At 36.8% G+C, this 14,574-nt stretch carries 8 protein-coding genes; 4 read left to right on the top strand and 4 right to left on the bottom strand.

Annotated elements, in window-relative coordinates:
• From HNQ00_RS01905 to HNQ00_RS01895, 3 genes are all read left to right on the top strand, one after another.
• Positions 1-6,836 (top strand): Ig-like domain-containing protein (locus tag HNQ00_RS01905; protein ID WP_173836543.1); only part of this gene is annotated, 6,836 nt, incomplete at its 5' end.
• A 64-nt stretch (positions 6,837-6,900) separates the two neighbouring features.
• Positions 6,901-7,815 (top strand): PorP/SprF family type IX secretion system membrane protein, encoded by a 915-nt coding sequence (locus HNQ00_RS01900; protein WP_173836541.1) that lies wholly within the window; start codon positions 6,901-6,903, stop codon positions 7,813-7,815.
• 15 nt (positions 7,816-7,830) lie between these two features.
• A complete protein-coding gene (locus HNQ00_RS01895) occupies positions 7,831-9,759 on the top strand; it encodes an OmpA family protein (protein WP_173836539.1) in 1,929 nt (642 codons plus the stop codon).
• 82 nt (positions 9,760-9,841) lie between these two features.
• On the opposite strand, the gene HNQ00_RS01890 is transcribed toward HNQ00_RS01895, so the two are convergent.
• Both HNQ00_RS01890 and HNQ00_RS01885 read right to left on the bottom strand, forming a co-directional pair.
• The gene (locus HNQ00_RS01890; RefSeq protein WP_173836537.1) at positions 9,842-10,282 is read right to left on the bottom strand and encodes a KTSC domain-containing protein; all 441 of its coding nucleotides are present in this window, start codon (positions 10,280-10,282) and stop codon (positions 9,842-9,844) included.
• 160 nt (positions 10,283-10,442) lie between these two features.
• Positions 10,443-10,691, bottom strand: a complete 249-nt coding sequence (locus tag HNQ00_RS01885; protein ID WP_173836535.1) for a hypothetical protein — start codon at positions 10,689-10,691, stop codon at positions 10,443-10,445.
• Between the two features lie 84 nt (positions 10,692-10,775).
• Here HNQ00_RS01885 and HNQ00_RS01880 point away from each other — a divergent pair, with 84 nt between their 5' ends.
• Positions 10,776-11,324 (top strand): hypothetical protein, encoded by a 549-nt coding sequence (locus HNQ00_RS01880; protein ID WP_173836533.1) that lies wholly within the window; start codon positions 10,776-10,778, stop codon positions 11,322-11,324.
• Here the strand turns inward: HNQ00_RS01880 and HNQ00_RS01875 are convergent.
• Both HNQ00_RS01875 and HNQ00_RS01870 read right to left on the bottom strand, forming a co-directional pair.
• Positions 11,321-11,716 (bottom strand): response regulator, encoded by a 396-nt coding sequence (locus tag HNQ00_RS01875; protein WP_173836531.1) that lies wholly within the window; start codon positions 11,714-11,716, stop codon positions 11,321-11,323. The two genes, HNQ00_RS01880 and HNQ00_RS01875, sit on opposite strands and share 4 nt — an antisense overlap.
• Complete coding sequence (locus HNQ00_RS01870) at positions 11,713-14,556, bottom strand: PAS domain S-box protein (protein WP_173836529.1); 2,844 nt, start codon at positions 14,554-14,556, stop codon at positions 11,713-11,715. Before HNQ00_RS01870 ends, HNQ00_RS01875 begins: the two co-directional genes overlap by 4 nt.
• Between the last annotated feature and the right edge of the window lie 18 nt (positions 14,557-14,574).

Raw genomic sequence — 14,574 nt, 5'->3', positions numbered from 1 at the left:
ACAATTCAACAGCTACATTACAAGCGAATGACACTGATGCTGATGGCGACACTCTAACTATTACTGCCGGAACATTTGCAACCACTCAAGGAGGAGAAATCATTATTGATGCCGATGGGAATTACAGCTATCAGTCAGCGACTGGATTTATAGGAACTGATACTTATGTTTATACCGTTGGCGATGGACAAGCAACTACTACCGGAACATTAACTATTACGGTGAATGCTGTAATTCCGACGAATTCAGCTCCAGTAGCAGTGGATGATTCTGCAACAGGTACAACCGAAGTTCTTTACAATTCAACAGCTACATTACAAGCGAATGACACTGATGCTGATGGCGACACTCTAACTATTACTGCCGGAACATTTGCAACCACTCAAGGAGGAGAAATTATTATTGATGCCGATGGGAATTACACCTACCAATCTGCGACTGGATTTATAGGAACTGATTCTTATGTTTATACTGTTGGAGACGGAAAAGCGAGTGCTACCGGAACGGTGACGTTCACTGTGAGTGCTCCAGCAAATGCTACTCCAGTAGCGGTTAACGATACAGCAACAACAACTTCAGATGTGTTATACAATTCAGTTGCTAGTTTACAATCGAATGATACAGATGCTGACGGCGATACGTTTACTGTTGCGGCGGGAACATTTGCAACCACTCAAGGCGGAGAAATCATTATTGATGCAGATGGGAATTACACCTATCAATCAGCGACTGGATTTATAGGAACTGACACTTATGTTTATACTGTTGGAGATGGTCAAGCAACTACTACCGGAACGGTTACATTTACAGTGAGTGCTCCAGTAAACTCTGCTCCGGTACCGGTTAACGATATAGCGAGTGTAACTTCCGATGTGTTGTACAATTCTGTTGCTACTTTACAATCGAATGACACTGATGCTGACGGCGATATTTTAGCGGTAACAGCGGGAACATTTGCGACAGTAGAAGGAGGAGAAATTATTATTGATTCCGATGGGAATTACAGCTATCAATCTGCAATTGGATTTATAGGAACTGATACTTACGTATACACAGTTGGAGATGGTCAAGCAACTACAACTGGAACGGTTACATTTACTGTGAGTGCACCAGCAAATTCTACTCCAATAGCAGTGAACGATACAGCGAATGTGACTTCCGATGTTTTGTACAATTCAGTTGCTACTTTACAATCGAATGACACAGATGTTGACGGCGATATTTTAGCGGTAACAGCGGGAATATTTGCCACAGCAGAAGGCGGAGAAATTATTATTGATGCCGATGGAAACTACACTTACCAATCAGCGACTGGATTTATAGGAACTGATACTTATGTTTATACTGTTGGCGATGGACAAGTAACTACTACCGGAACGGTTACATTTACTGTAAGTGCTCTAGCAAATTCAGCTCCAGTAGCGGTTAACGATACTGCGAGTGTAACTTCAGATGTGTTGTACAATTCAACAGCTAGTTTACAGTCGAATGACACAGATGTTGACGGCGATATTTTAGCGGTAACAGCGGGAACATTTGCCACAGCAGAAGGCGGAGAAATTATTATTGATGCCGATGGAAACTACACTTACCAATCAGCGACTGGATTTATAGGAACTGATACTTATGTTTATACTGTTGGCGATGGTCAAGCAACTACTACCGGAGCGGTGACGTTCACTGTAAGTGCTCTAGCAAATGCAGCTCCAGTAGCGGTAAACGATGCAGCAAGTGTCACTTCAGATGTGTTGTACAATTCAGTTGCTACTTTACAATCAAGTGACACAGATGCTGATGGTGATACGTTAACTGTTACGGCCGGAACTTTTGCAACCACTCAAGGTGGAGAAATTATTATTGCTGCCGATGGGAATTTTACGTATCAATCAGCGACTGGATTTATAGGAACTGATACGTATGTTTATACTGTTAGTGATGGTCAAGCAAGTACTACCGGAACGGTGACGTTCACTGTAATTGCTCCAGCAAATTCAGCTCCAGTAGCGGTGAACGATGCAGCAAGTGTCACTTCAGATATGTTGTACAATTCAGTTGCTACTTTACAATCAAATGACACTGATGCTGATGGTGATACGTTAACTGTTTCAGCGGGAACATTTGCAACAGTAGAAGGCGGGGAAATAATTATTGATGCCGATGGGAAGTATACCTATCAATCAGCGACTGGATTTATAGGAACTGATACTTATGTTTATACTGTTGGCGATGGACAAGCAACTACTACAGGAACGGTTACATTTACAGTGAGTGCAGTAATTCCGACGAATTCAGCTCCAGTAGCGGTGAACGATATAGCGAATGTAATTTCAGGTGTGTTATACAATTCAGTTGCAACTTTACAATCGAATGACACAGATGCTAACGGCGATATTTTAACGGTTACTGCCGGAACATTTACCACAGTAGAAGGCGGGGAAATTATTATTGATGCCGATGGGAATTATACCTATCAATCTGCAATTGGTTTTGTAGGAATTGATACTTATGTATACACTGTTGGAGATGGTCAAGCAACTACACAAGGAACAGTAACATTTACAGTGAATGCTGCAATACCAACTAATTCAGCCCCAGTAGCAGTAAATGATACAGCAAGTGCAACTTCAAATTTGTTGTACAATTCAACAGCTACATTACAATCGAATGACACTGATGCTGATGGTGATGCTTTAACTGTAACAGCGGGAACATTTGCCACAGTAGAAGGAGGAGAGATCATTATCGATGCTGATGGGAATTATACGTATCAGTCAGCTACTGGATTTATAGGAACTGATACTTATGTTTATACTGTAGGAGACGGAAAAGCAAGTACTACAGGAACGGTGACGTTCACTGTAAGTGCTCCAGCAAATTCAGCTCCAGTAGCGGTGAGCGATACAGCGAATGTAACTTCAGGTGTGTTATACAATTCAGTTGCAACTTTACAATCGAATGACACAGATGCTAACGGCGATACGTTAACGGTTACAGCCGGAACATTTACAACATTAGAAGGAGGAGAAATTATTATTGCTGCAGATGGGAATTACACCTATCAATCAGCGACTGGTTTTGTAGGTACAGATTCATTCGAATACACAGTTGGTGACGGAAAAGCAACTACTACCGGAACGGTTACATTTACAGTGAGTGCTCCAGCAAATTCGGCTCCAGTAGCGGTGAACGATGCAGCGAATGTAGCTTCCGATGTTTTGTACAATTCAGTTGCTACATTACAATCGAACGATATAGATGCTGATAGTGATATTTTAACGGTTACTGCCGGAACATTTACCACAGTAGAAGGCGGGGAAATTATTATTGATGCCGATGGGAATTATACCTATCAATCTGCAATTGGTTTTGTAGGAACTGATACTTATGTTTATACTGTTAGTGATGGAAGAGTAACTACTACAGGAACATTAACTATTACGGTGAATGCTGTAATTCCGACGAATTCAGCTCCAGTAGCAGTGGATGATTCTGCAACAGCTACTACCGAAGTTCTTTACAATTCAACAGCTACATTACAATCGAATGATACTGATGCTGATGGCGACACTCTAACTATTACTGCCGGAACATTTGCAACCACTCAAGGAGGAGAAATCATTATTGATGCAGATGGGAATTATACCTATCAATCTGCAATTGGATTTATAGGAACTGATACTTATGTTTATACCGTTGGCGATGGACAAGCAAGTACTACAGGAACGGTGACGTTCACTGTAAGTGCTCCAGCAAATTCTACTCCAGTAGCGGTGAACGATACAGCAACTGTAACTTCAGATGTGTTATATAATTCATTTGCTAGTTTACAATCGAATGACACAGATGCTGATGGTGATACGTTGACTGTTACGGCGGGAGCATTTGCCACAGCAGAAGGCGGAGAAATCATTATCGATGCTGATGGGAATTATACTTATCAATCTGCAATTGGTTTTGTAGGAGAAGATTCGTTCGAATACACAGTTGGAGATGGTCAAGCAACTACAACCGGAACGGTGACGTTCACTGTAAGTGCTCCAGTAAATTCATCTCCAGTAGCGGTGAACGATACAGCGAGTGTAATTTCGGATGTGTTGTACAATTCAACTGCTGCTTTACAATCGAATGATACAGATGCTGACGGCGATACTTTAACGGTAACAGCTGGAACATTTGCAACCACTCAAGGAGGAGAGATCATTATTGATACCGATGGGAATTACACCTTTCAATCTGCAATTGGATTTATAGGAACTGATACTTATGTTTATACTGTAGGAGACGGAAAAGCAAGTACTACAGGAACGGTGACGTTCACTGTAACTGCTCCAGTAAATTCAGCTCCAGTAGCGGTGAACGATACAGCGAATGTAACTTCAGATGTGTTGTACAATTCAACTGCTGCTTTACAATCGAATGACACTGATGCTGACGGCGATACTTTAACAGTTACAGCCGGAACATTTACTACAGTAGAAGGAGGAGAAATAATTATTGTTGCAGATGGGAATTACACCTATCAATCTGCAATTGGATTTATAGGAACTGATTCTTATGTTTATACTGTTGGCGATGGTCAAGCAACTACTACGGGAACGGTTACGTTCACAGTAAGTGCTCCAGCAAATTCAGCTCCAGTAGCGGTGAACGATACAGCGAGTGTAACTTCAGATGTGTTGTACAATTCAGTTGCTACTTTACAATCGAATGACACAGATGCTGACGGCGATACATTGACTGTTACAGCAGGAACATTTGCGACAGTAGAAGGAGGAGAAATCATTATTGATGCTGATGGGAATTACACCTATCAATCAGCGAATGGATTTATAGGAACTGATTCTTATGTTTATACTGTTGGAGATGGTCAAGCAACTACTACCGGAACGGTTACATTTACAGTGAGTGCTCCAGTAAATTCAGCTCCAGTAGCGGTGAACGATACAGCGAGTGTAACTTCAGATGTGTTGTACAATTCAGTTGCTACTTTACAATCGAATGACACAGATGCTGATGGCGATACGTTAACTGTAACAGCCGGAACATTTACCACAGCAGAAGGCGGGGAAATCATTATTGGTACAGATGGGAATTATACCTATCAATCTCCTACAGCTTTTATAGGAACTGATGCTTATGTTTATACTGTTGGAGATGGTCAAGCAACTGCAACCGGAACGGTTACATTTACAGTGAGTGTTCCAGCAAATTCAGCTCCAGTAGCGGTGAACGATACAGCAACAACAACTTCAGATGTTTTGTACAATTCAGTTGCTACTTTACAATCTAATGACACAGATGCTGACGACGATACGTTGACTGTTACGGCGGGAACATTTGCCACAGCAGAAGGCGGGGAAATCATTATTGGTACAGATGGGAATTATACCTATCAATCTCCTACAGCTTTTATAGGAACTGATGCTTATGTTTATACTGTTGGAGATGGTCAAGCAACTGCAACCGGAACGGTTACATTTACAGTGAGTGTTCCAGCAAATTCAGCTCCAGTAGCGGTGAACGATACAGCAACTACAACTTCAGATGTTTTGTACAATTCAGTTGCTACTTTACAATCGAACGACACTGATGCTGATGGCGATACGTTAACTGTAACAGCCGGAACATTTACCACAGTAGAAGGAGGAGAAATCATTATTGGTACAGATGGGAATTATACCTATCAATCTGCAATTGGTTTTGTGGGAGAAGATTCATTTGAATATACTGTTGGAGATGGGAAAATAAGCATTACAGGAACAGTAACATTTACAGTGAATGCAGTAAGTCCTAACAATACTGAACCTATTGCAAATGCTGATTTTATTGCTATAAATAGTGGTGAGCCTGCAGTATTGGATGTTTTACAAAACGATGTTTTTGCTCCAGGTAGCGTGTTAAATGTCACTATTTCTTCGCTTCCAAAGAATGGAACTATTACGGTTAATAATGATGGTACGATTAACTATGTTCCTAATATTGATTTTACGACAGGGCAAGATACGTTTACATACCAAGTATGCACCACCGCAGGATTATGCAGTGCCGCTACGGTTACTTTGGCAATTATAGAATGTGTGGATATATCTAGCGCAGATTGTGATAGTGATGGAGTAACTAATCAAGATGAAAGTGTTTTGGGAACTGACCCCTTAAAGCCAGATACAGACGGAGACGGACTGACAGATGGTGAGGAAGTCACTCTGGGAACAAATCCCTTGAATCTAGATACCGATGGTGATGGCTTGAAAGATGGTGAGGAGGTAATTTTAGGAACTGATCCTTTAAATCCAGATACAGATGGGGATGGTGTTATTGATGGTGTTGAGGTTATTGATACAACAAATCCACTAAATGGATGTGATTCACTCGAAGAACATGTTACCGTTGCGCAATCAATTAATTTCTTAGCTGGAGATTGTGATGGAGATGGTTTTGCAAATGGTGAAGAGATAGGCGTAAATCCAACAAATCCTCGTGATACAGATGGTGACGGTATACCTGATTATCTTGAGCCTAATAATAAATCTGAAAAAGAGATTCATGTTAACCAATTAATAACTCCTAATGGAGATGGGTTTAATGATATTCTAGTTATTGAAAATCTTGATTCATTTCCTAATAACTCTGTTAGAATTTATAATAGATGGGGAGTTCTAGTATGGGATACTAAAGGTTATAATTCTCAAAAGAATTTCTTTTATGGTAAGTCAACTGGTAGGTTAACAATTGGCAGCAATGATATGTTGCCTTCAGGAACTTATTTCTATGTGATCAATTACGTGAATAAGGAATCAGTTAGTATTGATACTTCAGGGTATATCTACATCAATTAATGCTAAGCTCAAAATAGACCAGTCTAATGGCTGGTCTTATTAAACAATAATAAAAAACTAGAAGATGAAAAATATATTTCTGCTATTACTGGTACTTGTTGGGCTTAGTAGCTACGCACAGCAAGACGCGCAATACACCCAATATATGTACAATACTATGAGTGTCAATCCTGCATATGCAGGTTCCAGAGGAGTTCTTAGTATTACTGCTTTGCATAGATCACAATGGGTTGGGCTGGAGGGAGCACCATCGACACAAACATTTAATATTAACTCACCGGTTTCAAATCGTATAGGATTAGGGTTATCTGTGGTGGCTGATAAAATAGGTCCTACTACAGAAAATGTTATTGATGGAATGTTTTCTTATACTATTGAAACATCCCTAGAGGGCAAGCTATCCTTTGGTATAAAAGGTGGAATTAATATTTTGAACATCGATTATGATAGGCTAAGTAGGTATCAAAATGAACCAACAATGCTTAAAAACGATATGAGAAGTACAATTGCACCTAATGTAGGAGCAGGTCTTTACTATCACAATGAAAAATTTTATGCTGGACTTTCTGTTCCTAATATCTTAGAAACAAAATACTTCGATGACTCGTCATTTTCAGTGGCGAAGGAAAAAATCAATTTGTACTTTATAAGTGGGTACGTATTCGATTTGAATCATAATTTTAAGTTTAAACCTACCGTTTTAGTTAAAGCAGTTGTGGGTGCGCCGTTACAACTAGATCTTTCAGCTAATTTTATTTATAATGACAAACTTACAATAGGAGTAGCTCATCGATTAGATGCCGCTTGGAGCGCTATGGCAGGGTTTAATGCTACCGACTCTATATTATTAGGGTTTGCGTATGATAGAGAAGTTACTGAACTTGGTAATACTAATTTTAATGATGGTTCTTTTGAATTTATTGCGCGATTTGAACTGTTCAACAGATTTAATAAGTTACTAACGCCTAGACACTTTTAAAACAAAACTTAAGCTATGATTTTAAGAAACAAACTTACGATATTGGTCTTGTTAATCTGCACTAATACACTATTAGCACAAGAAAATAAGGTAGAGAAAGCAAACAAAGATTTCGAAAATTATTCTTTTTCTCCAGCGATTGATATATTCAAAAAAGTAGCCGATGAAGGGTATAAATCAGTTGAATTGTATCAGCGCATGGCGGATGCTAATTATTTTAAGGGTGACCTGACTTTAGCATTGCCGTGGTATGAGAAATTGTATAATTCGGATAAAAATATGGCTCCAGAGTACTATTTTAGGTACGCGCACGCTTTGAAAGCGTCAGGTGACATTGTTGAGGCAAGGAAAGTAATGGAGGAGTTTGTTAGGACCAAGCCTACTGATAACCGCTCTCTTATCCTTATCTCTAATCAGAATTACTTAAATAAGATCGAAAAAAATTCAAATAGGTATACTATTTCCCTCTTAAGGGAGAACACTACAGAGTCTGACTATGGGGTCGCATTTTACAAGGATAAAGTTGTATTTGCGAGCGCTAGAGATACTGGTGTTGTATCTAGAAGCATACACAAATGGGATAATGAGCCATTCACTGATTTATACATTGCTTCACTAAAGGTAGACGGGCAATTTACAGTGACTAAGAAATTTTCGAAAGCAATAAATACTAAATTCCATGAGTCCACACCGGCATTTAGTCCAGACGGGAGAACGGTATATTTTACTAGAAATAATTACATAGGCAATAAGAGAAAGCGCGATGTTGAAGGTTTAACGCGTCTCAAAATTTACCGCGCAACACTAAATAATGATAATGAATGGGGAGAGATTTTTGAAATGCCATTTAATTCTGATGCATACTCTTGTGCGCATCCTACGCTTAATAGCAGGGGAGATAAAATGTATTTTGCTTCTGATATGCCGGGAACAATAGGTGCTTCTGATATTTTTGAAGTTGCTATACGTCACGATGGTTCTGTAGGTATACCAAAGAATTTAGGTAGAGAAATTAATACAGAAGGAAGGGAGACTTTTCCTTTTATTAGCGAGAATAACATCTTATATTTTTCTTCTGATGGATTACCGGGCCTTGGTGGTTTAGATGTTTTTGCTGCAAAAATTGATAGCGATAGTACTTTTTCTTTTGTCGAAAATGTAGGTAGACCTATCAATAGTCCAATGGATGATTTTAATTACATTATTAATATAAACAGTAAATTGGGATATTTTTCATCAAATAGGATAGGAGGTAAGGGAGGAGATGATATCTATACCTTACAGGAATTAGCTCCTTTAAGCACCGTTGAAACCACAGCAATTGTTATTATTGTTAAAGATATAGATTCAGACCAAGTAATTGCTAATGCTGTTGTTTCTTTAAAAGATCTTGAAAATATAGAGATTAAAAGTAGTAGTACTGATACAGATGGTAGTGCAAAATTTAAGGAGATTCCCTTAAAACAATATTTTGCTAAAGTTAATAAGGAAGGCTATGGGACTAATGAGAAAATTGTTAACGCTTTCGCGAAAGAACAAATTGTATACTTGGAAAAAGATGTTTACAAAGCAAGCCTAGGGGAAGACTTGGGTAGGATTTTAAAGTTAAGCCCAATCTTATTTGATACTAACAAATGGGATATAAGAGGAGATGCTGGCTTTGAAATTGCTAAGGTCATTGCGGCTATGACTGTACACCCCAAGTTGAAGATTGCAATAAGATCCCATACTGATAATCGTGGTTCATCAGAATTGAATATGAATTTATCTGAAAAGCGAGCGCAATCAACAATGACTTTTATGGTTTCTAAAGGAATTGCTCAAGAAAGACTTACGGCAAAAGGCTACGGTGAGACGGAACCAATCAGGCCTTGTGCTGAAGGAACATGCACCGATGAAGAACTTCAAAAAAATAGAAGGTCAGAATTTATAATTGTTGAATGATTAATTGTCAAAACAAGAAAAGCCCAATTTAAAAATTGGGCTTTTTATTTTTAACTCAGTTAGAGTAGAAAAGGCAAATCAATTAGTCTTGATTTATTGTTTTTCTCCATGTAAATGAATTCAAGATATGTCTTTTTGCAAATCTACCTGGAGAATCAGCATTTACCATTTTTACGTAAGTAGCTTTAGGAACACTAATGTATTCGTAAACACTTCCGTTTGAGAAATTGATGATTAATCTACCTTCAACAAATTTGTAATCTGTAATTGTAGCAGTAGTAATTGTTTCAGTGTATTCTGGTAAGTTAACTTTAATAGTTTCTGGATTGATACTTACTAAAAAGTGGTAAGCCTCAATAATTTTTTTACTATTTTCTTCTGCAGCTTTTAAACCAGCTTCATCTCCTTGAAATTTATCAGGGTGAGATTCTTTCATCGCATTACGATAAATGGTTTTTAAATCTTTTAATTCTGCAGTTTTATCTACATTAAGTAACTTGCGGTATTCAACTATTTTTTTCATAAATAAGGTAACTACTTGTCTTTTAATTAGAATTTTATTCAATTGATCTTAAAAAACAACAATTTTTTGCAAAGGTACACTTTTTTTTAATCTTTTACTTAGTCCTTAAAAAAAAATAAGAAAATCATTGTTGGGTTCTAACTACAATCACAAAAACTATTTATTGTTGTGGCTTATGATTTGCTTTATCAAAGTTTTTAGACTTTTTAGGGTATTTATTATGACTGATATCGCTTGGGTTTTCGATTACGGTTTTAATCGTAACTAAATCTCCTAAAGCATGTTTAGCAACTACCATCTTGTAATCTAAAAGATAAGCTCCGCAAAAGAAATTGTTGTTTTCATCTTTTTCAATTACTCCTGTGTAAACCCCTTTCTGCAACATTTTTTCGTCTGAAGTCTTTGTCATGATATTTATTTTTAGATTTTAAAGTGGCAAAGTTAATCATTTATTCCTTGTTTTCTATTCTGTACTTTCTGATTATATTTGCGCATGGAAAAAAATATAAAACCAGCTCCTAATGCTTTTAAAAATACCTTTTGCGTTTTTGAAGAAGTTGCTATTTCGAGAATTGAAGGTTTGAAAGCACAATTTAATAGTAAAGCAGGAAGTACCTATTACTATACAGATAAAGGCATGTATCGTTTATCGCATCACTGGGGCAGGCTTGCTAATAGCAAATGGAGATTGATTGCACTTGATCCTCCATCTGTATCAAAAACTAAATTAGGTTTTGCTAATTGGGATTCCTTCTATCCTGATAATGTCATAGAAAAGCTATATTATATCGCTGCAGATTATGTTAATCGCACAGTCAACTATGAGCATAAAAATAATCCACAGTACGATCATAAAGCAGTATTGCGTACCAGCTTTGATACCACTAAAAAAATAAAGCAAATTCGGAACTTATTCGAATTAACCTCATGGGCTAAGTATTATGATTATGAGGATTTAGACGTGCTTAGAAAAACCATTATCGAGCAATTAATTTTTACCGAAAAAAGTCTAGAGGAGATTAAAAGCACGCTACTACCTTAATTAAAATCAGCGATTAATTTAAGATCGTCAATGGTAATAGGTTTAGACATATAGCCTACAATATTAGGATTGTTTTTAGCCTTTAATTTGTCTTCTATAGCTATAGAAGAACTTGAAATGTAGATAATAAGGCGCGGTGGAATGTTTTCTTTTATTAATGCAAATTCCTCCATGAAGCCCCAGCCATCCATCACAGGCATTTCTATATCTAATAATACAATATCTGGAAGTATATCCTTGTTTGAAATAGCATCCTTCAATGCACTGATTGCCTCTTTTCCGTTAGAAAAAGTTGTAGTATCACTAAACATAGCTGATTTGTCGATTATCTTTTTAATTATCGTTTTGTAAATGCGATCGTCATCTACAACCCATATCTTTTTTTGACTCATGCTAACTGTATTTTAAAAGTAGTTCCTTTTCCTAATTCACTTTCGACTGTAACCGATCCTCCCATTGCCTCGATTTGATTTTTAGTTATAAATAGCCCAATACCTTTAGAATCTACATGGTCAGTGAAAGTCTTGTACATACCGAATATTTTATCACCATTACGATTTAAATCAATACCAATTCCGTTGTCACTGATACTTAAGTACTTGACACCCTCCTCGCAGGAATAATTTATAGTTACTTCACATTGTCGGATTTTATCGCAGTATCGAACAGCATTAGAGATCATATTGTATAAGATGCTTTCTAGATAAGCGGGGTTATATTGGATGGTAATCGCATTAGTAATATTTGAATTTATTGTAATGTCATTTGCCCTTATCTCATTGCGTAAAATAGTCAAGGTGTTGTCTAAATAGGGTTTGAGTTTTATTTTCTCTACTATTAGATTTAGGTTTGTTTGAATATTTACGACCTCATTTAAATTATAAAGTGTATCATTAAGAGCATTACTTACTAATTTTAGCAAATCAATTAGTTCGTCTTTTTCCTCTGCTGTTTCTGAGTGCTGGATCAAATCTGTCAATGAGGTAATGTTACTAGTATGCGAACGTAAGTTGTGTGATACAATGTATGAAAAATTAAGCAAGCGCTTATTTTGCTCACTAACCAAGTTGAAAGAATCTTTTAAATGCTTTTCAACTTCCTTGGTTTTTGTAATATCGATCATGATCCCTCTTAGGTTAATGATTTTGTCGTTTTCAGTTACAACAGTAACAATGTCGCGCAGCCAAACAATGCTATTGTTCTTTGCTACCATGCGATATTCAAAGTCATGATCTTCCATACGATCAGTTTTGAACTTGCAAAAATCAATGATGGGCTCTTTATCCTCTTCATAAATATGATCACTCCAGAAGGTAGGAGAAGCTAACCACTCTTCGGCGGTATAGCCTAGTATTTCTTCCACTTTTTTACTTACAAAAGTGAACGCAAAGCTACTGGGATTACATTCCCATACAATACCATCAACAGTGTCTATCAACGACTGTATTTTCTCTTGAGAACGCTGTATTATTTTCTCTGCATCTTTACGTTCTGTTATGTCTTCGCTTGTTATAATTGTCTTGGCTAAGCTATTTTCATACCCTTCAATAATATTCCATTTGAAGGTGATGTGATGCAGGACATTTTCAATATCTATAATGCTTGTGTCAATTTGAAACTTTTGCTTGTTAGTAGCAATTGCAATCAATAATTTTATAAAGTGTCCCACTGTACTAGCAGGTCGATTATTTTTTCTAAAAGCAATCAATTGTTTGCTTGAATTTACTTTGTATAAATTTAGAAATGCTTTGTTAGTATGATTAATTTTGATGAGATTTCTAATTTTTTCTACAATCAAAGGATTGGCTATTAAAAATGTATTGATTTCGTCCTCAGGTTTATTCATTAAACCTAGTAATGCGAGTTCGATTTTTACTGCGGAATAATCCTCCTCTCTAATTGGTAGTGGAGAATCATCAAATAGTGCTTTAAAGTGATTTTCATTCTTTTTTAGAAGTTCTTCGTTTGCTTTTTTGGCAGTTATATCTTCGATAATACCTATAACACTAATCTGTTTTTGATCTTGGTTAAACAGTGGCGTAACAGTTAAGTTAGCCCATACAATAGCTCCGTTTTTAGAGAAGTATCTTTTTTCCATCGAATACTCTTCTATTTCTCTATCTTTTAATTTTTTAACATTATCAAGGTCTTCAGTAAGGTCATCTAAGTGTGTGATTGACTGAAACGTTTTTAATTTCATCTCTTCTTGAGTATATCCCAGCATCTTACAGAAATAGTTATTTACTTCAATAAACTGTCCTGTTCTACCATTTACATTGGCAATACCCACTGCGGCTTGATCAAAAATTGTTTTAAATTTTATTTCGTTGTCTTTAATATTTAGCGCTTGTTTATCTACTAAAACTTTTAATTGCGTGGCTCTTTTAAGTAGTAAAATAGTTAGCATTGCAAAAGTAATGGCTAGAATTAGTCCAAGAAACAGACTCACAAATAAGTTAATCATTAATCGATTGGTCTGTTTATCGATTAAATAAATTTCCCATTCCCCTTCAGGAATGATTTTTTTGACAAAGTTGTCCTTTGTGAACTTGGTTTTTTGAGCTATAAACAAATCTGTTGCTCCAGTGCGATAATTTTTTTTGGATAATTGAAATTCATATTTACTATGATCAATAATGTTAGCACCCGCAGCATCAAGAAATTTATCTAAGCTAATAATGACCGCTGTAAAACCCCAGAATTTTCCTTTTATATAAACAGGCAGTCTACCTATAATGGCTCTTCCACCTTGTTTTAATTCTAGAGGTCCTGAAAAGACCATTTTGCGAAATTTCAGGGTTTTGAGTACGTCTTTTTTTGTATGCTCTGCTTTAAATATATTTAGGTCCATCGCAGCTTCATTCCCCTCGGCAGGGTAGGTGTATTTAATAATACCATTAGGAACCAATTGAACAGCGCTTATACTAGGACTAGAGCTTACCAATTTTTTCCCTATTTCTTCAAAGTCTTGTGGTACACCTTCATCATTTATAGTGAGGGCAAGTGTTAGTGCTGTTATGTAATCATTTTTTAAGGATTGCTCAATATTTCGATTAATTAGCTCCAATGTATTTGCTCTTTTAGTATTCTTCATCTCTGTCTCAGACAAGAATTGTCTTACAGCGGTGATCGAAAAAACAATAGCTAGAAATACAAACACAATCAATCCTGAGAATCTAGGATTAATTATATGCCAATTTAAGATTTTGGACCAATATGTTTGTACTTTCATCAATTACCAGATTTGTAG

Source organism: Flavobacterium aeripolare (assembly GCF_013294025.1).
Taxonomy (GTDB): Bacteria; Bacteroidota; Bacteroidia; order Flavobacteriales; family Flavobacteriaceae; genus Flavobacterium.
The sequence above is the reverse complement of the archived record's forward strand: the minus strand, read 5'-3'. Positions and strand labels throughout refer to the sequence as shown.